Below are 21,058 nucleotides of genomic sequence, written 5' to 3' on the forward strand. Positions count from 1 at the left end.
TGCCGGCCTGAATGAAGAGGAGCGCATCATGGAGGAATCTTTGTTTCACTCCACCGATTCGTTGCGCGGAGAGGTGGTCCGGATCCTTTATGAGAATCCGGACAATGGTTACTGCGTACTGAGAATCGCCGACGCGCAGGGGAATGAACAGACGGTGCGGGGCTTTGGAAACGGCATCACCACCGGTCAGCATATCGAGGCCGAAGGCGTCTGGGAAAACCATGCCGAATACGGCCGGCAGTTGCGGATGGAATCCTGCCGGGCGGTATTGCCGTCGACGGCCGACGGCATTCGGCGTTATCTGGCCAGCGGCGCCATTCCCGGCGTCGGTGAAACGCTGGCGGAGCGTATCGTCGAACATTTCGGCGACCGGACGCTGGACATTCTCGACAATTATTCCAACCGCCTGCTGGAAGTTCCCAAACTGGGGCGCAAGAAGGTTGCCGCCATCCGGGAAGCCTGGTTGTCCCAGAAAGCCCGCCGCGAAGCGGACATCTATCTGCAGGGATTGGGGATTTCAGCGGCTTACTGCCGCAAACTGTTCCAGCGTTACGGCGACAAAGCGCCGCAGGTCGTCCGGGAAAATCCGTATCAGTTGGCCGCCGATGTCGACGGCATCGGCTTTCTCAAGGCGGATGCGATCGCCCGGGAGCTGGGCATCGAAGGCTCGGCGATGATTCGCCGGCTGGCCGGCGTCGTCTATACGCTCAACTCTTTGACGGCAGCGGGACACTGCTGTTATCCGCGGGATCTTTTTTGCCGGGAAGCGGCGCAGTTGCTGACGCTGGAAACGGAGCTGGTCGAAGCGGCTTTGGAGCAGGCGGTGAAGAAGCGCCTGGTCGCCGAAGAGCAGGCGATGCTTTATCCGCCGGTGTTGTTTCATGCCGAAAAAGAGCTGCCGCAGCAGTTGATGCGCCTGCTCGGTGCGCCACGCCACCACGGAATGCGCCTGGCGGCGGTTCCGCCGCGGCTGGGAATGCAGTTTTCCCGGGAACAACTGTTGGCGGTCGAACGGGTCGCGCACGGTGCGGTCAGCATCATCACCGGCGGTCCCGGCGTCGGCAAGACGACGGTCATCGGCGAGATTGTCCGCCGTTCCCGTCAGGCCAGATTGAAAATGGCCCTGGCGGCACCGACCGGCCGGGCGGCCAAACGGATGAGCGAAGCGACCGGAGAGTCGGCCAGGACGCTGCACCGGCTGCTGGCCTTCGAGCCGAAAAGCGGCACCTTTCAATTCAATGCCGAGCAGCCGCTGCCGTACGACCTGGTGATCGTCGATGAGGTTTCGATGCTGGATTTGCCGCTGGCGCTGGCATTGTTTCGGGCGATACCGTCCGGCAGCACGCTGGTGCTGGTCGGCGATGCGGATCAGCTGCCGTCGGTCGGGCCGGGAACGGTGCTGGCCAGCCTGTTGGCCTCCCGGACCGTCGGCGTTACCCACCTGGCGCAAATATTCCGGCAGCGCGACGGCAGCCGGATCATCGTCAACGCCCATGCGGTCAACCAGGGCCATTTGCCGGAACTGCCGGACCGCCGCGGCGAAATCCGCGACTTCTACTGGATTGAGCAGGATGATCCGGAGCGGACCATCGAAGTGATCGACCGGCTGGTGGTCGAGCGTATTCCGAAGCGTTTCGGGTTGCAGCCGGTTGCCGACGTTCAACTGCTGGCACCGATGAATCGCGGCAGTTGCGGCACGATCAGTTTGAATCTGCATCTGCAGAATCTGCTCAACGGCGGCGAAAAGCCGCAATTCAACTATGGCGAACGGGTGTTCAAAGTCGGCGACAAGGTCATGCAGACCAGCAACAACTATGATAAGAATGTTTTCAACGGCGATTTCGGCCGGATTCAACTGATCAATCATCACGACCGCAAATTCATCGTCGAATTCGACGGCGGCGTGCCGGTGGAGTATGATTACGAAGAAGCCGATGCTTTGACGCTGGCTTACGCAGTGACGGTGCACAAAGCGCAGGGCAGTGAATTTCCAGCGGTCATCGTGCCGATGCTGACGCAGCACTATATGATGTTGCAGCGCAACTTGCTGTATACGGCGATGACCCGGGCGCGCAAGCTGCTGATCCTGATCGGCAGCCGGAAAGCGGTCGGGATGGCGGTGGAAAATGCCCGTCTGGAGCCGCGTTACACATTGTTGACGGAGCGGTTGTGCCGGGCGGAACGGGAGCTGGGATTGTGAAGCGGCCGTCATGGCAGACTCCGGTGGGACTGCCGGAGTGTCCGCTCCCGAAATTGGGGCCTGCGCCGGTGATTGCCGGCATCGGCTCCTGTTTCGCCGAATCGATGCTGCATTACTTTCTGCAATGCGGCTGTCGCACAGTTTGCAATCCCGGCGGCATTTTCTACAATCCGGTATCGATCGCCGGCTGGCTGGAACGGATGGCGGAAAATCGGTTGTTTACGGCGGCGGACTTTTTTCATTTCGATCGCCTCTGGCAGTCCAATGAATTGCACGGCAGTTTGTCCGAACCGGAATTGCCGGCCGCATTGGCCCGGTGCAATGCGGCGCTGACGGCTTTCCGGCAATGTCTGCAGAATGCCGATTTGCTGGTTCTGACGGTGTCCAGCGCTGTGGTTTATGTGGAGAAAGCCAGCAATCAGGTGGTGGCCAATTGCCACAAACGGCCGGGAGGCGATTTCGAACGGCGGTTGTTGTCGGCGGCGGAGGTGCTGGCGGCGATGCGGCGGGCGATGGCCGCGGTACGCCGTTGGCGTGCCGGCGTGCCGGTACTCTGGACGGTGTCGCCGGTGCGGCATTATCCGGGAAATCTGCTGCTCAATTCCCGCAGCAAGGCCCATCTGCTGACGGCGCTCGGGGAGTTGCTGGAGGAGACGCCGTCGGCTGGTTATTTCCCGGCGTATGAAATCGTCATGGATGAATTGCGCGACTACCGCTTTTATGAGGCGGATATGTTGCATTTGGCTCCGGCTGCGGTAGAATATATCAGGAGGCGGCTGGTAGAGTGGCTGTTCGATGAGCCGGGCCGCAACTGGTTGGAGCAACGGGACCGGGCGCGGCGGGCGGCCGGTCATCGGCCGTTGCATTGAAACGGTGACGGGCAATGGAACAGAGGAAACGGTGAAACGGCGCAGCATTCAATTCAAATTGTTCTATCTGGCGCTGCTGCCGGGGATGGCGGCGGTAATCGGTTTTCTGTTGCTGGCCGTTCATTCGACGCAGCAGATTAAAAACCGCCTGATCGGTTTGGAGGATCAAACCGTCGAACGAGCGGCGGAAGCGGCGCAGCAGGCTTTTTTCGACCGGATTCAGCACGATCTTTCCGAAGCCGATTTCCGGGAGGAGCTGAACGACTACCTGCACGACGGCCGGGAACGCCGGGCCTTTCAGGAGGAGCTGCAGGATGAACTGGAGGAGCGGCGCCGGGCATTGGGCAGCCAGGCGGGGTGGGTTTTGCTGGTTTCCGGCGGCGGAACGCTGTTGCTGCTGGTTTTTCTGGCACTGGGCGGCTGGCGGCTGGCCAGGCAGTTGGCCGAACCGGTGCGGCAGCTCAGCGAACAGATGCGGGCGCTGGGGGAGGGCAATTTCGTCCGAAAAGTGGAGATCCACAGCGGGGATGAGCTCGAAACCCTGGGGCAGGCGTTCAACCAGATGGGCGAAGCGCTGGCCAGTTATGTGGACCGTACCGTCAAAGTTACCGCCGAACAGGCTGCCGTCAATCAGGAGTTGGCGTCGGCCCGGCAGATCCGACAATCGCTGCTGCCGTCGGCGAAGGAGGATGTGCCGGCCTTTCTCTGCCTGGAACTGGGCGGAGGCGAGCGGTCGGAGCTGGGCGGGTTCTATGATTTTTGCTGTTGCGCCGACGGCAGCTGGTTCTTCCTGGTCGGCCATATCGATGGCGCCTGGAGTGTCGCGACGCTGCAGTTGGCTTTATTCCTGGCCCTGGCAACCCATGCGGCGGGCCGGGAGCCCGACATCGATTGCCTGATCGGGCGGCTGGCGGCCATGGTCGACCAGGAGAGCGCGCTGCAGTCGATGCGGCTGGAATATCTGACCGGCCGTTGCCGGGCGGATGGTGAATTGGAATGGCGGCGGGCCGGCATTCACTGTGAAGTGCCGGCTGCCGGCGGGACTTCGGATCTGCGGACCTGCCGCTATGTCAGTTCGGCGACCGTCTCTGACCGGCCGTCGCCGGATGCTTTTTTCGCGGTGCGGTTCCGGGAGGAGGGGTGATGCGCTGGTCGTTGAAAAATCGGATTGCGCTTTTTTTCATCGCCATTCCGCTTGTCGCTTTTCTGCTGATCGGCGGAGTGACTTTTTGCCATTTGCGGATGATGGGAAGGCGGTTGGCGGAGTTCAATTTCTGGCAGGAGCGGCAGGAGTTGCAGTCGTTGATCGTCCGTTCGCTGGAACAATATCTCGCCGGCGGCGTGACGCGCGCCCGGCAGACGCTGGCGGCGGCCATCGCCAGCCACGGCGGCATGCCGCCGAACGAATTGCTGCGGCAACTGCGGCGCGATTTTCCCGGGCTGGAAACGATTTTTGTCTGGCAGTGCGCCCCGGGAAACAGCCGGCTGTATCTCGACCGGCTGGGCCGGGAGCCGGAAACAAGGTCGCTCGGCCGGGATGCGGATGACACGTTTGCCGCTCTGAGCGGCGAGAACGGTTTGATCCGGCGGAAATACGCCGGTGAGGAATTTTCCCTGCTTTGCGTACCGCTGAAAAAGGAACAATTGGTTGCCGGCGCCGCCTTCCGGACCGAAGGGTTGGAACAGGCGCTGGCCGCCGCCCGGCAGGCGGCCGGGACGCAGCTGGGCGAATATGAGGCGGAACTCTATGCCGCCGTGGCCGCTGAAGAGTTGTTGTTGATTGCCGCCGGGGCAGGCGTGGCGGTCGTTCTCGGCTGCTGGTCGTATTTTATGGCCGGCTCGCTGCTGCGGCCGCTGCGGAAGCTGGAACGGCTGGCCACCGCCTGGGGCAGTGAGCCGCTGTCCGGCCCCGAACTGGCGGACAACGGTGATGAGTTCGGCGAATTGACTGCGGCGTTTGAACAATTGCGCCGGCGACTGACCGATTTTCTGAACCGGTTGCAGCAGGAAGTGACGAAGCATGAAGCGCTGCGGTACGAGTTGACGCTGGGACGGGAAATCCAGCAGGCGATGCTGCCGACGGCGCCGCTGCAATTACCGGCCTTCCAATTCGAAACGCTGTTGAAGCCGGCCCGGGAGACCTGCGGCGACTTTTATTATTACCGTCAATTCGATGAGGCGCGCTGTCTGCTGGCGATCGGCGATGTTTCCGGCAAGGGCTTTCCGGCGGCGGTTTTCATGGCGCGGCTGCGGACTCTGCTCAATCACGAAGTGCTGGATCACCAATCGCCGGGGGCGGTGCTGACTGCCTTGAATAACGAACTGGCCCGGCGCAACGAAAGCTGCATGTTTGCGACGATGCAGTGCATCTGGCTGGATGCCGCCGCCGGAAAGATGGTGATTGCCAACGGCGGTCATTTGCCGCCGGTCTTGCGGCGCGACCGGGAATGCCGGCAGTTGACTTTGCGGCGGAATATTCTGATCGGCGTCTTCGAACGGGAAGAAACCGATTTCCCCGATGAAAGTTTTGCGCTGGAGGCGGGGGACGAACTGCTGTTCTATACCGATGGGGTCACCGAAGCGTTCGACGAACGGCGGCAGTTGTTCGGAGAAGAGCGGCTGTTGACGATATTGCCGGCGGCGCCGTCCGGTCCGGCGGCGCTGTGCTACACCGTACTGCATGAAGTGATGAAATATGCCGGCAACGTGCCGCAGTCGGACGATATCACGATGCTGGCCTTCCGCTTCTGTCCGGAGACGCGATGAAGACGGCCGCCTTTCTGGAGCTCAACAGTTCCTATTCGCACAGTATGTTGTCCAATTTGCTGCTGCAGGCGCGCGCACTGGTCTGGCGGCCGCAATGGCGCTGGACGACGGTGGCGGGTACGGGGAAGACGCCTTCGGCCGAGCTGTGCGAAGCGCTGGCGCGGCAGAAGCCGGACCTGGTGCTGGCCAGCGGTTATATTTTCAACATCGGTCCGCTGTTGGAAGTGTTGACCGCTTTTGCCCGGCGGCATCCGGCCGTGCCGCTGGTGCTGGGCGGGCCGAATTTCCTCGGCGACAATGCCGCCTTTTTGCGGCGCTGGCCGATGATCCGCCTGGTGGTGCGCGGCGATGAGGCGGCTCTGCTGCCGGTGCTGGACTGGGCGGCCGGGGAGGGACGGTTGGATGAGGTGCCGGGCGGCTGTTATCTGGATGGCGACGGCAATTATATCGACCGGGGAACGGCGGAATTGCCCGGCAGTCTCGACGAGATTCCGTCACCCTATCAGTTGGGCCTGGTGCCCCCGGACAAGGTGTTCTACCAATTGGAAACGGCGCGCGGTTGCGGCTCCAACTGCACGTTTTGCACCAGTGCGAGGGAGACGACGCGTCGGGTGCGTTTTTATTCGCTGGAGCGGGTGCGGGCCGATTTGACGGCGCTGCGCGAACGGACCGCGATCCGGGAAATCCGGCTGCTGGACCGGACGTTCAATCAGCCGTCGGAACGGGCGGCCGCGCTGCTGCAAATGTTCCGGGCCGAGTTTGCCGACTTTCGATTCCACCTGGAAATCGATCCCGGCCGGCTGACGCCGGAAGTGCTTTGGGAACTGGCGGCTGCCCCGCCGGGGCAGCTGCATGTCGAAGCCGGTATTCAGAGCCTGACGCCGGCGGTACTGCAGGCGGTCAGGCGTTCGGCGACGGCGGAGCGGATGTTCGCCGGCCTGGAACGGTTGATCGCTTGCGGCAATTTCGCGGTGCATGCCGATTTGCTGGCCGGTTTGCCGCAGCAGGATGCCGCCGGACTCCGGCAGGATTTGCAACGGCTGATCGCGGTCGGACCGGCTGAAATCCAGTTGGAATCGTTGAAAATTCTGCCGGGCAGCGCCCTGGGGCGGCGATGTCCGGACGGGATGCGGTTCGACCGGCAGCCGCCGTGGTCGGTGACGGAAACGCCCTGGCTGTCGGCCGCCGATTTGCGCGATATGCAGTTGCTGAGCCGTCTGATCGACGGTTTTTACAACCGCCGGGAGCTGCGCAATCTGGTGCGCGGCTGGCAGCGCCTGCACCGGCAAAGCCTCGAACGATTTTTCGCTTGGCTGTTGCCGCATTACCGGAATTATACGGCCGGGCAACTGCCGCTGGAGCGGCGTTTGGCCCTGCTGCTGGAATTTCCTGGTTTGCCGGAAGAGATCGGCGCTTTGACGCGGTTGACTGCATTGCTGAGCAACCAGGTGTTGCCGGACTTGCCGGCTCCGGAAAAAACGCCGCCGGAATATGAAAACTGGCCGCTGCTGCATCGTCTGCCGCAACGCGGCCGACAGCCGGCGCGGATCGTCCGGATTTTCCGGCTGGAATGCTGCTGCAATGCGCTGCCGCTCTGGCTGGACGGTTCCGCCCGGTTGGAGCATGGCCGGTTCCGCTATGCCGTCGGCTGCGCCTATGGCCGGGTGGCCGCCGAAGTGCGCGGCATTACCGGATAACCGTCCTGTCCGCGCCGGTTATCTGCGTCCAGGTCAACCGGAAGCGGGCGAGGTATTTGGCGAGCCGGTCGGCGTCGTTGGACGACGTTTTGTTTTGCCGCGACACGGCGAAAAGTTGGCGGCCGGCTTCGGACAGGCTCCTGCTTTGGCGGCAGACTTTGATCACCTCGGCCAGTTGAGCGAGATCGAAACGGTCGTATTGTTCCGTGTAATGGTCGCCGAGCAATGCCGCCAATTCCGCGTCGGCAGCCGGCCGCGTTGCGGCAGACGATGTCGTGCGGCCGATTTCGTCGCGAACGGTGGCCGCATCGATCCGGCCGCCCGGCGCCAGCGTGGCCATCCGGGTCATCATCGCGTTCAATTCCCGGAAGTTGCCATGCCATTCGCGGGCCGAATCGAGCGCGAAAGCGAGAAACATCTGGCGCGCTTCCCGGTTGAACGTGATATGCCGGCCGGCTTTCCGGCAGAATTGCTCCAGCTCGTAGTCGATATTCGGTTCGATATCCTCCCGCCGTTCCGCCAGTCCGGGCAGTTCGAAACTCCAGAGATTGATGCGTTGCAGCAAATCGGCGCGGAAACACCCCTCCCGCACCGCCTTGCCGAGTTCCCGGTTGGTGCCGCAGATCAGTTGGAACGAACTGGAATCTTCCCGGTCGGCACCGAGCGGCAGAAACACTTTTTCCTCGACGGCGCGCAGCAGCATCGCCTGTTCGTCGAGGCCCAGTTCGCCGATTTCATCCAGGAAGAGAATCCCCTGATCCGCCGTTTTCAGCAGGCCGGGCCGATCTTTGACCGCACCGGTAAACGAACCTTTGACATGGCCGAACAATGTCGACATCGCCTGGTCGCCGCGCAACGTGGCGCAGTTGACTTCGACGAAACTGCCGCTGATCTGCCGGTTCATCTTCTTCAACTCGTAAATGCGTTTGGCCAGCCGGGATTTGCCGGCGCCGGTGGGACCGCTCAGCAGCAATGGTTCCCGGGAGCGGATGGCGACCCGTTCGATGGTTTCGATCAGCGCATTGAAGCGCCGGTTGCGGGTGGCGATGCCGGATTTGAGAAAATCGAGGTCATTTTCCCGTTCGACGGCAAAACGTTTGGCCAGCAGGTCGTAACGCGACAGATCGAGGTCGATGATCGTATAAGTGCCGCGCGCGCTGTTGCGTCGGGTCGGCTGCGTCTGGATGAGCCGGCCCGGCAGGTGATGTGACTCGTTCAGCAGGAAAAGGCAGATCTGCGCCACATGGGTCCCGGTGGTGATGTGGATGAAGCAGTGGTGCTCTTCGGCGGAAAAATCCTTTGCACGGCTGAAGTCGTAGAGTTTGGAATAAACCTCCTCGAAATCCCACGGATTGTCGAGGTCGATGAGTTCCGGGATGACTTCGGTATCCGGCGAGCAGATTTGAATGTCCTGGATGATCGCCTGGCAGAGCGTTTCGAAATTCCGCTGGTAAAGCAGGAAATAACGGTCGAAATGCAGATCCTCCTGCATCGCCAGCGCCACCGAGGGGCGCCAGGAGCCCCAGCGGCCCGGGCCGCGGCCATGTTGGTCGAGTGTCGAACCCAGAAAGGAAATCAGAATGTTCATGACTATATGATTTTATACTTGATTATAATATATTCTAAATTTAACGATATCACCGCCGGATTCGTTTACAAGTCCGGAAGATTGAAAAAAGAATTTTTCAGCGTGATTTGACGAAAAACGGCGTAAAGTATGAAAGTTGGCATGTTCATTGCTAAATCCTGAACTGGATGCGGTCCGGCGACGAAACCGGAGACATCCGGCCGCCCCGGTTCTCCCAAGCGGCAAACGGCCGATCCGGCCGTGGGAGAACCGGGTGGGGGTCGGCAGTACAAACTGGATGGAACAAGGAAAAATGATTGAAATCGATGGTTCTCGCGGGGAAGGCGGCGGGCAGATTTTGCGGACCGCGCTGGCATTGGCGGCCTTGACCGGCCAGACATTGCATTTGACCGACATTCGGGCGAAGCGACCGAAACCCGGCTTGCTGCGCCAGCATTTGACGGCGGCGAAAGCCGTGGCGGCGATTGCCGCCGGTTGTCTGGAAGGGGCGGAGCTGAATTCGCCGGAGCTATGGTTCACGCCGGACAGACTCGTTGGCGGCGAATATTATTTTGCCGTCGGCAGCGCCGGCAGCGCCCTGCTGGTTGCCCAGGCGGTTCTGCCGCTGCTGCTCTGTGCCGACCGGCCGTCGCGGGTGGTCATCGAAGGCGGCACGCATGCGGCCAGAGCGCCGATTTTCGAATTCTTCGACCGGGTGTTTCTGCCGTGCCTGCGGAAAATGGGCGCTGAAATTACGGCGACGCTGGAACGGGTCGGTTTTTATCCGGCCGGCGGCGGCCGGATTGTCCTGGCGGTCAGTCCGATTCGGGCCTGGAAGCCGTTGGAATTGACGGCGGCCGGCGGCTTCCGGCGTGCGGCGCTGGTGGCGCTCGGCAGCGGCATCAGTGAAAAAATCCGGCTGGATGAATTGCGGTACGGCCGGGAGGCTTTGAAAGTGCCGCTGGTCTGCGTGGAACGGTCGCTGGAGGTCGATTCACCCGGTTCCGGCAATGTCATGTATGCCGAACTGGAATATGAAAATATCACTGAATTGTTCAGCGTTTGCGGCGACTTCGACATCTCCCGCCAGGTGGTCGGCCGGCGGGTCGCCAAAATGGTCGATCGTTATCGGGCGCTGGGAGCGCCGGTCTGGCGCTTCCTGGCCGACCAACTGTTGCTGCCGATGGCAGTCGGCGCCGGCGGCGAGTTTCTGACGGCGCCGCCGAGCGAACACACGTTGACCAATATCGAAGTGATCGGGAAATTTCTCGCCGTTGACATTAAAATTGTCAACCGGCAAAATGGACAATACAGCATAGAGGTGAAGCAATGAAATGGATCAAATATGAGGATGGCTACCGCATTCCGATCAAAAGCTGGTGTGAAACCCTGGAACCGGATGCGTTGAAACAGGCGGTCAATCTGGCCTCGCACCCGGCGATTTTCAAGCATGTCGCCCTGATGCCGGACTGCCATGTCGGTTTCGGCATGCCGATCGGCGGAGTGATCGCCGCCAGTGGCGCGATTCTGCCGAGCGCGGTCGGCGTCGACATCGGCTGCGGGATGATCGCGGTGGAAACCGACATTCCGGCGGAGCGTTTCGCCGAGATGAGCTTCCGGCGGTCGTTGCAGAATGCGCTGAAGGAGCGTATTCCGGTCGGCGAGGGCATGGCGCACCGCACCGCCCAGGCCTGGGACGGTTTCGAGCGTTATCTCGAGGTCAACGGCAGGGTCTGCGATTTTCCGAACGGGCTGGACCGCCGGAATCTCGGCACGCTCGGCGGCGGCAATCACTTCATCGAATTGCAGAAATCCGATGACGGCTTCGTCTGGCTGATGATTCATTCCGGCAGCCGTAATCTGGGACAGCGGGTGGAAAAACACTATCAGGCGGTGGCCCGCCAACTGAATGAGATGTTCAAAGTCGAACTGCCCGATCCGTCGCTGGCGTTTCTGCCGACCGACAGCAAAGAAGGCAAGGAGTATTACCGCGACATGAAATTCGCGCTGGAATACGCTTTGGAAAATCGCCGCCGGATGATGATGCGGTTCAAGGAGACGGTCGCCGAATTTGTTCCGGAAGTCAATTTCCGGCGCGAGATCAACATTCACCACAATTATGCCGCTTTCGAGGAGCATTTCGGTGAGAAGTTCTGCATCCACCGCAAAGGCGCCACCAGTGCGAAAACCGGTGAAATCGGCATTATTCCCGGTTCGATGGGGACGGCGAGCTACATTGTCCGCGGCCTCGGCAATCCGGAATCGTTCATGAGCTGTTCGCATGGTGCCGGCCGGGTGCTGAGCCGGACGGCGGCCTGCCAGAAACTGACGGTGGAGGAGTGCGATGCCGCCTTGAACGGAATCGTCCATGAGCGCTGGAACAAATACCGGGGCTTCGGCAAAAGCGCCCGCCGCGGCCTGCTGGACTTGTCGGAAGCGCCGCAGGCGTACAAGGAAATCGATTCAGTTATTGCGGCGGAGGCCGATCTGGTCGAGCCGTTGGTGCGCTTAACGCCTCTGGCGGTCCTGAAAGGCTGAAATACGGGCCGCGGCATTCCGCCGCTCCGTTTGCCGGCGCAAAGCACATTCACCGCCTGCCGACGGAGCCGCGTTCCAATAGAAGCGGCGTAATTTGGTACAGAGCGGGTTTTTCCGAATCGGCGGGATTCAAAATGGCCTGAAAAATCTGTTGCGCCACCCCCGCCGCGTCGCATCCTATCGTCGTCAGTTGCGGTGACGAGTCCGGGGCCGGCCTCAAGCCGTCGAAACCGATGACCGCCAGATCCTCCGGTACGCGCAGGCCGTGTTTTTGCGCGCATTGTATCAGTTTGGCTGCCACATCGTCGGTCACCCCGAAAACCGCATCGAAATCCGCCAGGTTGACGTTGCCGGTTCGCAGGAAATGCTCCGGATCGGCTTGATCCGCCGCGTCCACGGAGGTGATGACCCGTACGTTCACCAGTGCGGGTTCTTCGAACACCCGTTGACAAAATCCGCCAATGCGTTTATAGAAAAGTTCGCTGCGGTACCCGGCGGAGATTCCCGCCACCAGAAAATTCCGGTAATTGCGCTGCCGAAGATATTCCGCTGCCAGATAACCGCCTTGTTGATTATCGCTGATGACGATCGAGGAGAAAAAGCTCCTGTCGGTCGGATTCAGGCTGACAAAATGCGTTCGCCGGGGAGCGTCCTTCGCCAGGTTTTCCGCAAAAGGAATGTTGTTCAGCGTCGGAACCACCACGCCGTCGATTTCCGCGCGCTCGTTCAACAGCCATTCCAGCGAGGAGTCATCGTGAGGAGAAAAGAAAATCAGTTGGTGAGGCCGCATTTCCGGCAATTGCAGCAGGGTCTGATAGATCAGCCGCAGCAGCGGTTCATATTCGGACCATTCCGCGTTGCCAAGCCAGACAATGCGCAGCTTTCGACAGTTGCGGGAAATATCGCGCACCCGGCTTTTGGCTCCCCGGCGGCTCTCCACGAACCCCTGCTGCCGCAATTCCTTCAGCGCCAGCCGGAGCGTGCCGCGCCCGACGCCGAACATGGCGGCCAATTTGTGCTCCGGGGGCAGCAAACTGCCATCCGGGAACGAGCCGGAAATGATTTCCCGTTCCAGGGTTTGCCGGATCGATACATATTTCGCGAAATGTCCTTTGGTATTCCCGGGCATGGTGTCCGTCCTTTTTTTGCCGATTCGGATTTCATGGAAAGAAACTTCTTTATCAACAATCATACCAAAAAAGATAACAATGTCAAGCAAGCGGATAACTTTAAGATATTTTTTCGGCCGGTGTTTGGAAGTTTCATGATTTACGGCTTTCAGTTTTCAATTTCAGGATCCGGCGTATGATTGAAAGCAGGTGATTGCCGGATGGCCTGATGTGTCTGCGCACGGCGTTGATGGCTGCGTTCTTATTTCTTATCATGAAACGTAAATCAAAAAAACTGGAGCCGGATAAGTTCATAAATGCGATTTCAACCCCGCGGCTATCATCGACGGGAAGAAAAAAGAAGGCTGGCGATTAAAAATAAAAAAAAGTTGTTCTGGTAGTTGACATAGTTGTTCTATTTCATTATACTTTGATTGATGATGGATTCATCTCGGAACAAAAATCGGAAGCGGATCATCGCGGAACAACCAAAGGAAGGAAGTACAAATGAAAAAATCATTCACATTGATTGAATTGTTAGTAGTGGTTGCAATTATTGCGATTCTTGCCAGCATGTTGCTGCCGGCGTTGGCAAGGGCCAAAACGGCAGCGCAGAGAATCAGTTGTATTTCCAACTTGAAACAGTGTTCCTTGGGACAGCAGTTGTATGCGGTGGATGCCGATAACTATGTGCTGGTGTACAGTTGGGACGGGACGAACGAATTGACCTGGGGCGGCGCGTTGCTGTACGGCGCATATCTGGGAACGGCGGATGTGTTGAATTGTCCGGCGCTGACCTATACGAAAGGGCTGACTTGGGAGCATGGCTACAAGAATTCATGGGACCAGTGGGAAAATTATGGCGCATCTCATACCCGGGAAGGCGACTGGGACAATTATTACGACAAGATGGCCGCGAGATGGGGCAGTTTCTTTTCCGCCATCTCCTTCCATGAAGCCGGGCAGGGGGCTCATCTCTGGGCAATGTCAAAAATGATTGCGCCGTCGGATACGTTCATGATTGTCGATTCCATCAAAAACAACGGCCACGGCAGCACGAATTTTCATCCGCGGATCTTTTGGGGCAATGAAACGGCCATGGGGATCCATCATGGCGGAACCTCCGGAAATCTTGCGTTTGCCGACGGCCATGCCGCCGCGGTTTCCAAGAACGCGTTGATCGGCGAATATTATTTTAAATATCTGAACGGTGGAGCTGGAGTGCTTTCCTTCGATCCGGTTGTCTCTCAATAACTGTATTGAAAAGGAACGGAAGGTGCGGTTACGGGAAAGTTGATAGATCAATGAAAAACATGTTGCTGCTGATACTTGCATTTTTAGGTTTCGTCCTTCGGACGGAAGCCATGTCGATCGTTGTCGACGGAGTCCCCCTCGGTTCGATTTACAGTGCTGAAGAGGCCGATGAATTGGAATGGAAGGCCGCGACGGAACTGCGAAAATATCTTCGTGCGGTATCGGGTGCCGAATTGGCCGTTTCCCGGACGGAAACTCCGCAAACCATGATTTATGTCGGGAAAAGCGCCTTGCCGGAGGACTGGCGGGAAGTCCTCCGGCCGGGTGAAATCCGAATGCTAGAGAAAGGCGGGGAACTCTTTTTGTATGGGGAAAAACCGGCCGCCACCCTGTACTGTATTTATGAATTCATCGAACGGCAGCTGGGGGGGCGTTTTCTTGATCCTTGCAATGATATTGAAGATATCCCGCCGCAGAATACGCTGGAGATTCCGGATGGCCTGAGGTATGCTTATGCGCCGCGATTTACGACTCGCTCCTTATACGACGATCCGCGTTTTATGTATAAAGTCCGTTCCAACGGCTGCTCACCGGATGGAACCCTCAGCATTCTGGTCGGCTTCTGCCATACTTTCGAGCAGTTGATTCCGCCGTCGCAGTACTATGACGCGCATCCGGAATGGTTCGCCATGCGTGATGGCGTCCGGCTGAAAAACGATGCGCAATTATGCCTGGCAAATGACGAAATGCGGGCGGAATTGATCAAAAACGCCCTGGCAAAGCTTGCCGCCCAGCTCGAAGTATATCCCGGAACCCGTTATATCTCCATCAGCCAGAATGACAATAATTTGTATTGCACCTGCGAAGCGTGCGCCGCAGTGGACGCGGCGGCCGGTTCCCCGTCCGGCAGCCTGATTCATTTCGTCAACCTGGTCGCCGAAGAGATTGAAAAAAAGTACCCGGACATTCTCGTCGAGACCTTAGCCTATCAATACTCCTCGGTACCGCCGAAAAATCTGCGGCCGCGTCATAACGTCATGATCCGCCTTTGTACCGACCAATGCGTTTTCAACCGCCCTTTTTCCGCCCCGGAGAATCGGAATTTTTTCACCCATCTGACGCAATGGAGTCAAATTGCCACCCACCTGGGCGTTTGGCATTATGTCGGCAATTTCGGTTGCGCCTATATTCCTTACGCAAATCTGTATCCGTTGCGGGAGCAGCTTGAGACGCTGGCGGCACACCAAGTCACCTATTTGTATTTACAAGGCGCGTACAATGAATTTTTCGCCATGCGCAATTATATCTACCGCCATTTGCTTTGGGATCAGTCGTATGACGTTCGGGTGCTGGCAAAGGAGTTCGCTGAGAGGTATTATGGTGAAGCGGCTCCGGAAATCCTTGCTTATCTGGATTTGCTGGAGGCGGAAGCCGCCCGCCCCGGCGCAGTGATCCGTACTCTGGGAACCGGCAGTACCGAAGGCTGGCTGTCGTTGGACGGCTTGCTGAAGGGCCGGACGATGATGGAGCGCGCACTGGCAAAAAGCGCCGGAAACGCCGAAGTTCACCGCCGGGTGCGGCAGGTGGCCTTCGCGCTGGATGTGGCAACCCTGCTGCGGGGAGAATACGCCGGCTTCAACCGCGACCGCGACCGCTATCCGCCGCTGGATTTGGACGCCGTTCTGGATTCGGTAGCATCGGCCTGGGAAGAGCTGCAAATTCCCGGTTTTACGGCGTGCCGCGTCGATGCGTTGCGCAAGCGTATCGCCCAACGGACCTTCGGCGCGAAACCGGATTTCTGCCGTGAGGTTCCCGATTCGGATTATCTGGAGTTTACCGCTGAAGATCTGACGGAAAAAACGATCGACGACCCGAAAGCAGCGGGCGGGAAAGCGCTGAAATACGACGTGGCCGGCGGCTGGTATTTCCAGATGGATTTGCCGGTCTGTTCCGCAGTTGAAAATTACAAGTGGTCCGTTTATGTGTCTTTGTACTGCGAGGCGGAATATGCCAACGGCGCTTTGCCCGCATTTGCTTTCGGCACCTGCGGCGCGACCGATTCGGAAGTGACCGGTTCGTATGGACAATATGTCGGCGGCGATTACCGCTGGCTGAAAATCGGCACATTCAATTTGAACGCGCCGAATAAACTGTGGGCGGCCAATCAACCCGGCACCACCACTTACATTGACCGGATCGTGCTGGTCCGGGAACCTGAACCTTGAGTCCGGGGCGATTGTGGAAGCCAACGAAAACGGGAACAAATTCGCATTCAGAAATATGAAAAATTGTATGGATTGACCGAAAATGGAAAGAAACCGGATGTTCGACTGCATGATTCCCCGTCCGCTGGAAGTTTGTTGCGCCGCCGGCAGTCTGCCTCTGGCAAAACTTACCGGCATTGGCGCGGCAAAGGAACTTATCCCGATCGGCCAGAGACTCGGCGCCGCGCTGGAGCGGTATGAGTTGTATTTGCCCTGCGGCGCGGCAAGGTCCGACGGCGCGATTGTTCTGCGTTTTGATCCTGATTTGCGCACGGAGGCCTGGAAGATCAATATTCATTCCGCGGGCATTACCCTCTGCGGCGGCGATGCGGCGGGGGTTTTTTATGGGACGGAAGCCTTGACGCAACTTATTTGCGTTTGCCGCCGTCATGGCTGGGCCGATGACGAAATTCCGTTCGGAACGATCGTCGATATGCCGCGCTATCGCTGGCGGGGGATTATGCTGGACAGTGCCCGGCATTTTCAGCCGGCGGAACAGATTCTCCGATTGTTGGCAATACTGGGAAAACACCGGATCAACATCTTTCACTGGCATTTGAGCGACAACGAAGGCTTTCGCACTCCATCGCGCCTGGCGCCGGCGCTGAACCGCATCGGCCGTATAAGCGCGGGATGCTACTCCCATGCGGAATTGGAAGAAATCCGGCGGGTTGCCGGTCAAAATTTCATCACTATTGTACCGGAAATAGAAATGCCCGGTCATTGCGGCGGTATTTTGCAGTGTTTCCCGGAATATGCCTGCAATCCGTCAAGTCCCGGTGCGGAACTCTGCCTCGGAAAGCCGGCCGTCAGAGAGTTTATGAAATCCCTGATCGCGGAGTTCTCCGCTCTTTTTCCGGAAAGTCCATTCCTGCATTTAGCCGGGGATGAGGCAAATCACGCCGCCTGGCAGTCCTGCGGCGACTGTCAGCGCATGTTGCAGGACAAACAGCTTGAAAATGTGCGTGAACTGGAAAGTGATTTCATGCGGGAAATGATCCGGTACGTATCATTGACGGGACGCGAACCGATTACCTGGGCGACGGAGAATGAATTGTCCGGGGAGGGGGTTGTACAGTGCTGGGGCAGCGATCAGGAGGTCGGGCGGCAAAGGAAACGCCGGGGACAATATATTTATTCCCTGAATAAACATTGCTATTTCGATTTTCCGGCTTCCCCGGGGGAGGAATTGTTTCCGTGGACCTCGCCCCTGCCGGAAATCGCCGTTTATGACGCACACGCCTGTGCGGTATGGGAAAATGTTCTGGCGGAGAAGTTGCTCGGCATTGAAGCCTGTCTGTGGACGGAAGCGGTTCCCGGATGGCGAACTTTGTCCAAAGTCGTTCCTCGCCTGCAGGCTTGGGCGGAAAATTCCTGGTCCATGCCGGAACGCAAAGAATATCATGATTTTTGCCGACGCAAAGAACTTTTAACCGCCTGCGGATATCTTTTTGACCAGTAACGCCGCCGGCCAGTTCTCTTCCGGGTGGGGAAAAGCCATTGTCCATCTGGAACGTTGCGTCCGCTGCCGGACTCAGCGGTGCAGCTTTTCGACCATTTCGGCGATGGCCGCAGTGTATTCCGGCGGGTTGCCGTGGCCCATCGTCGGCATGTCGATGATCCGTTTCATTTTTCCCGGCAGATTGTTGTAGGCGGCGTAGACGGAAGCCGGCACACTGGCGACGTCGACCCAGCCGACGATGACGGTGGTCGGACAGTGAACCCGCCGGGCGAAGTTGGCTGTATCGCAATAGCTGGTGGCCGGAATGATCCGCACCCACCGGCCCGGCTGGGCGGAGCGCAGCAATTGTGGGCCGCCCGGCGCCCGGCCGGCGACGCCGGCGCCGAGATCACAGAAAGACGGCACGCCGGTCACCACCATCGCGATGTCCGGGTTGAGCGCCGCCAGCGCCAACGCGGCGCCGCCCTGGCTGGAACCGCAGATGCCGAGATTTTTGCCGTCGTATTTCGGATGGTTGCGGATGGCATCCAGCAGACGGCTCATGCCCAGATAGGCGTCGCGGAAGAAAAATTTTTCTCGGTCGGTGACGCCGATACAGGTATAATAGGCTATTTCCGGCAGATAACGTCCCGCATAGGCGGCGTCATGACGCGCCTTGTTTTCAGCCGGATCGTCGGACGGCTCGTATTCATGGACGTTGAGAAACAAACTGATGGTATCCGGGAAACGGAAGTAAGTGGCATTGCTGGCATTGCCGGCACCCGGAACGCAGGCGACGGCCGGAAATTTTCCCTCCTTGGCCGGCACGGTCAGCACGCCGTAAATGCGTTTGCCGTTGACATTGGCGGCATTGACCAGGAAGCAGTCGAACTGTTCGTCGCTGCCGGCTGGATAAGGTGCGATTTGCCAATCCGGCGGCACCGCCGCCAGCTGCTCGAAGCTCTGCTGCCAGAAAACGTCAAAATCTTCCGGCTCCGGGAAGGCCTGGCGGATTTTTTCCGGTTCGTAAGCGGCGGCGGCGATCGCTTTGGCTACGCATCGGTCATCGATGTACCATTCGGCGACACAGCGCAGGAAGCCGGGAGCGGACAGGGTATAAGTCACTTCCGCCGGACCGTCGGCCAGCCTGGCGTCCCGGCGGTGGAGAACGGGACCGCCGTCGTTGGTAAGGTGGAATCTTATTTCTCCGTCGGCTGCCGGCTGTCCGTCGAGTTCGGCGGCGGCGATGAAAGTGGCCGGCTTGATGCAGTTGAAACGCCGGGTGTCATTCCGGTCGGCCAGCCTGATATCCAGATGATATTCCGGCGCCGCGCCGGTCAGCAGAGTGGAACAAAAACAGATGGAACCGATTCCCAGCCAACGCCGACAGCGATGCAACATCTTATCAAAATCTCCTTATGCTGATGATTACAAGTCAGAGTAATATAATGAACCTCCAACCGGTTTTCAAATAACAAGAGAGACCGGCGAGGAACCGCAACGGCGCCGAAAACGGCAAACCATGGCCGGCGGCGTCCGTCTCGCCGGGGCCATGGCTGTTGCGGAATTTTTATAAGTGATTCAACAGTTCGCCGAGCGCCAGACCGCGGCGTCCGGCGTCGAAGATGGTTCTGAGTTCTTCTTTGGACAGCGCGCGATCCCACAGGGCGAAGTCATCGAGCTTGCCGCCATAGTTGAACTGGTAGTTGCCGGTGCCGTCCTGGCCGATATTCCACGGCATGCCGCTGACCAGTTCCGCCTGGCCGGCCGGGGCATTGATGAAATAGAGCGTGCCGCTGGAACTGCCCTGGTAAAGCTGCAGCGTCTGGTTGGCGTCCAGAGTGGCGGCGAGGAACATCCATTGTTCCGGTTCGACGTCGAACTGGGCCAGGTCGACGCGCTGCCGGCTGGTCAGGCCGAGGTTGAGCCCGATGCCGGGCCGGGCGGCGCTTTCCGCCAGTTTGGCCGCGATCAGGGCGAAACCGGGCAGCGAGCCGTCGCGCCAGTCTTTGTTGGAGACCAGCAACGCGTCGCCAAGCTGTTCCGGCGGCATTTTCACCCACATTGAGACGGTGAATTCCGGTTTGTCGGCAAAAAAGGCTTCCGAGCCGGTCAATTCAACGTATTCGGCAATGCCGTCGCCGCGGGGCAATTCCAACGCCCCGTCGAATTTTCCCGGCTTGACATTGCTTTTGACATAGGCGCCGGTTTTTTTCATTTCGGCGTTGTCGACGGCATTGGTGATCGACTCGGCGTTGAAATCGCAATAGACGAGCAAACCATCAGCCAAAGCGTGTTCGGTTTCCGGTTGGATTTCGTTACCGCGCACGGTGCCGTCAAAAGGATAATCGGCCGGATGCAGGCCGAAATGAGCGAGTACGGTCGGCGCGGCATCGAGATTGCCCGGCGTCCCGGCGATTCGTCCCGGCTTGACCGTTTTGCTGCAGACCAGAAATGGAATGGTGTGCGCATTGCCGCCGAGCATGCCGTGGTGCGGACCGTAACCGCCGTGGTCGGCGGTGACGACGATCAGCCAGTCTTCCCGGGCAAATTCCGGCCTGGAACTGATGGCGTCGAGCAGATTGCCGATATAACGGTCGCTCTGGACGACGCTCCACAGATAAAAGGCGGAATGCGGATAAAAGCTTTCGCCATGCCCGCCGTGGTCGGGCAAATCGATGTAAACCAGCGCCACATCGCCGCCATTTTTCAAAAATTCGGCCGCCTGGCGATTGTTTTCTGCATCGCTGTTGTGATGATAGGCGATGGCGTCCGAACCGCCTTTGATCGTGCCGGATTCCTGCCAGGAGTAAAAAAAGGCGGTCGACAATTCCGGCTGGGCCCGCTGCAGGTATTCCAGAAAAATCGGATAATGCTGATAATCGCCGTTCGGAGTCTGGCCGTTGTTGAATACTTTATGCTTGGCGGCGGTGACGCCGGTGGCGATGGCGGTATGGTTCGGGGCGCTGTTGGGACGGGCATCGCTGAGCGAACGGGCGTTATCCGCGTAAGCGCCGTGGTAGCCGGGCTGCCATTGGCCGGCGATCAACTTGTGCAGGTTCGGCGTTGCCGCTGCGTCGACGACATCGGCCCGGGTGCCGTCCAGCATGATGACGAGCGCCTTGGGAGTTCCGGCCTGCAGTGAAAAGTCACTGCCGAAGAGAATTCCGCCGGCGAGTGCCGCCAGCCAGCAAAGTCTGAAGTTTATCATTCGCTTACCCTTTCTTGTGATATTTGGATAATTATTCTAGCATTTCCGGCGGAGAAAGCAACTTGACGATGGGCTTAACCGTTTGAAATTTTTGATCTTTTTCAAAGAAATGAGTCAAAAATAAGCCTGGCAAAATTTTTTT

General features: G+C 58.8%; 14 protein-coding genes. 10 read left to right on the plus strand and 4 right to left on the minus strand.

Going from position 1 to position 21,058, the window contains the following annotated elements:
- The first annotated feature begins 28 nt into the window (after window positions 1–28).
- From HWX74_RS15355 to HWX74_RS15375, 5 genes are read left to right on the plus strand one after another with little or no spacing between them, the layout of a single operon-like run.
- Window positions 29–2,200, plus strand: a complete 2,172-nt coding sequence (locus HWX74_RS15355) for an ATP-dependent RecD-like DNA helicase (RefSeq protein ID WP_176014374.1) — start codon at window positions 29–31, stop codon at window positions 2,198–2,200.
- Window positions 2,197–3,069, plus strand: a complete 873-nt coding sequence (locus HWX74_RS15360) for a GSCFA domain-containing protein (protein ID WP_176014375.1) — start codon at window positions 2,197–2,199, stop codon at window positions 3,067–3,069. Before HWX74_RS15355 ends, HWX74_RS15360 begins: the two co-directional genes overlap by 4 nt.
- A complete protein-coding gene (locus HWX74_RS15365) occupies window positions 2,996–4,213 on the plus strand; it encodes a HAMP domain-containing protein (protein ID WP_176014376.1) in 1,218 nt (405 codons plus the stop codon). The genes HWX74_RS15360 and HWX74_RS15365 overlap by 74 nt, the downstream gene beginning before the upstream one ends.
- On the plus strand, window positions 4,213–5,835 hold the full coding sequence (locus HWX74_RS15370; protein ID WP_176014377.1) for a PP2C family protein-serine/threonine phosphatase: 1,623 nt from the start codon (window positions 4,213–4,215) through the stop codon (window positions 5,833–5,835). The genes HWX74_RS15365 and HWX74_RS15370 overlap by 1 nt, the downstream gene beginning before the upstream one ends.
- Window positions 5,832–7,532, plus strand: a complete 1,701-nt coding sequence (locus HWX74_RS15375; protein WP_176014378.1) for a radical SAM protein — start codon at window positions 5,832–5,834, stop codon at window positions 7,530–7,532. Before HWX74_RS15370 ends, HWX74_RS15375 begins: the two co-directional genes overlap by 4 nt.
- On the opposite strand, the gene rtcR is transcribed toward HWX74_RS15375, so the two are convergent.
- On the minus strand, window positions 7,522–9,120 hold the full coding sequence (gene rtcR / locus HWX74_RS15380) for an RNA repair transcriptional activator RtcR (protein ID WP_176014379.1): 1,599 nt from the start codon (window positions 9,118–9,120) through the stop codon (window positions 7,522–7,524). The two genes, HWX74_RS15375 and rtcR, sit on opposite strands and share 11 nt — an antisense overlap.
- Window positions 9,121–9,412: 292 nt before the next feature.
- Here rtcR and rtcA point away from each other — a divergent pair, with 292 nt between their 5' ends.
- Both rtcA and HWX74_RS15390 read left to right on the plus strand, forming a co-directional pair.
- Window positions 9,413–10,432 (plus strand): RNA 3'-terminal phosphate cyclase, encoded by a 1,020-nt coding sequence (gene rtcA, locus HWX74_RS15385; RefSeq protein WP_176014380.1) that lies wholly within the window; start codon window positions 9,413–9,415, stop codon window positions 10,430–10,432.
- Window positions 10,429–11,637 (plus strand): RtcB family protein, encoded by a 1,209-nt coding sequence (locus HWX74_RS15390; RefSeq protein ID WP_176014381.1) that lies wholly within the window; start codon window positions 10,429–10,431, stop codon window positions 11,635–11,637. Before rtcA ends, HWX74_RS15390 begins: the two co-directional genes overlap by 4 nt.
- A gap of 49 nt (window positions 11,638–11,686) precedes the next feature.
- On the opposite strand, the gene HWX74_RS15395 is transcribed toward HWX74_RS15390, so the two are convergent.
- Window positions 11,687–12,766: a GntR family transcriptional regulator gene (locus HWX74_RS15395; protein WP_176014382.1), complete on the minus strand. Its 1,080-nt coding sequence runs from the start codon at window positions 12,764–12,766 to the stop codon at window positions 11,687–11,689.
- Window positions 12,767–13,253: 487 nt separating this feature from the next.
- On the opposite strand from HWX74_RS15395, the gene HWX74_RS15400 reads away from it, so the two are divergent.
- The 3 genes from HWX74_RS15400 to HWX74_RS15410 all read left to right on the plus strand — a co-directional run bounded on the left by HWX74_RS15400 (window position 13,254) and on the right by HWX74_RS15410 (window position 17,726).
- Window positions 13,254–14,000: a type II secretion system protein gene (locus HWX74_RS15400; protein WP_176014383.1), complete on the plus strand. Its 747-nt coding sequence runs from the start codon at window positions 13,254–13,256 to the stop codon at window positions 13,998–14,000.
- A gap of 50 nt (window positions 14,001–14,050) precedes the next feature.
- Window positions 14,051–16,225, plus strand: a complete 2,175-nt coding sequence (locus HWX74_RS15405; RefSeq protein WP_176014384.1) for a DUF4838 domain-containing protein — start codon at window positions 14,051–14,053, stop codon at window positions 16,223–16,225.
- Between the two features lie 82 nt (window positions 16,226–16,307).
- Entirely contained in the window at window positions 16,308–17,726 is a 1,419-nt protein-coding gene (locus HWX74_RS15410; protein ID WP_176014385.1) for a family 20 glycosylhydrolase, read from the plus strand.
- Window positions 17,727–17,798: 72 nt separating this feature from the next.
- On the opposite strand, the gene HWX74_RS15415 is transcribed toward HWX74_RS15410, so the two are convergent.
- Together HWX74_RS15415 and HWX74_RS15420 are read right to left on the minus strand one after the other, a co-directional pair.
- Window positions 17,799–19,106: an acetylxylan esterase gene (locus tag HWX74_RS15415; protein WP_176014386.1), complete on the minus strand. Its 1,308-nt coding sequence runs from the start codon at window positions 19,104–19,106 to the stop codon at window positions 17,799–17,801.
- A gap of 169 nt (window positions 19,107–19,275) precedes the next feature.
- Entirely contained in the window at window positions 19,276–20,916 is a 1,641-nt protein-coding gene (locus HWX74_RS15420; protein ID WP_176014387.1) for an alkaline phosphatase family protein, read from the minus strand.
- Between the last annotated feature and the right edge of the window lie 142 nt (window positions 20,917–21,058).

The organism is Victivallis sp. Marseille-Q1083, assembly GCF_903645315.1.
GTDB lineage: Bacteria > Verrucomicrobiota > Lentisphaeria > Victivallales > Victivallaceae > UMGS1518.

Excerpts from the sequence above, each read along its gene's own strand:
- HWX74_RS15410 (WP_176014385.1), top strand. The coding sequence starts at position 16,308 with ATGGAAAGAAACCGGATGTTCGACTGCATGATTCCCCGTCCGCTGGAA.
- HWX74_RS15395 (WP_176014382.1), bottom strand. The coding sequence starts at position 12,766 with ATGCCCGGGAATACCAAAGGACATTTCGCGAAATATGTATCGATCCGG.
- HWX74_RS15370 (WP_176014377.1), top strand. The coding sequence starts at position 4,213 with ATGCGCTGGTCGTTGAAAAATCGGATTGCGCTTTTTTTCATCGCCATT.
- HWX74_RS15355 (WP_176014374.1), top strand. The coding sequence starts at position 29 with ATGGAGGAATCTTTGTTTCACTCCACCGATTCGTTGCGCGGAGAGGTG.
- HWX74_RS15365 (WP_176014376.1), top strand. The coding sequence starts at position 2,996 with ATGAGCCGGGCCGCAACTGGTTGGAGCAACGGGACCGGGCGCGGCGGG.
- HWX74_RS15405 (WP_176014384.1), top strand. The coding sequence starts at position 14,051 with ATGAAAAACATGTTGCTGCTGATACTTGCATTTTTAGGTTTCGTCCTT.
- HWX74_RS15420 (WP_176014387.1), bottom strand. The coding sequence starts at position 20,916 with ATGATAAACTTCAGACTTTGCTGGCTGGCGGCACTCGCCGGCGGAATT.
- HWX74_RS15415 (WP_176014386.1), bottom strand. The coding sequence starts at position 19,106 with ATGTTGCATCGCTGTCGGCGTTGGCTGGGAATCGGTTCCATCTGTTTT.
- HWX74_RS15400 (WP_176014383.1), top strand. The coding sequence starts at position 13,254 with ATGAAAAAATCATTCACATTGATTGAATTGTTAGTAGTGGTTGCAATT.
- rtcA (WP_176014380.1), top strand. The coding sequence starts at position 9,413 with ATGATTGAAATCGATGGTTCTCGCGGGGAAGGCGGCGGGCAGATTTTG.
- HWX74_RS15390 (WP_176014381.1), top strand. The coding sequence starts at position 10,429 with ATGAAATGGATCAAATATGAGGATGGCTACCGCATTCCGATCAAAAGC.
- rtcR (WP_176014379.1), bottom strand. The coding sequence starts at position 9,120 with ATGAACATTCTGATTTCCTTTCTGGGTTCGACACTCGACCAACATGGC.
- HWX74_RS15375 (WP_176014378.1), top strand. The coding sequence starts at position 5,832 with ATGAAGACGGCCGCCTTTCTGGAGCTCAACAGTTCCTATTCGCACAGT.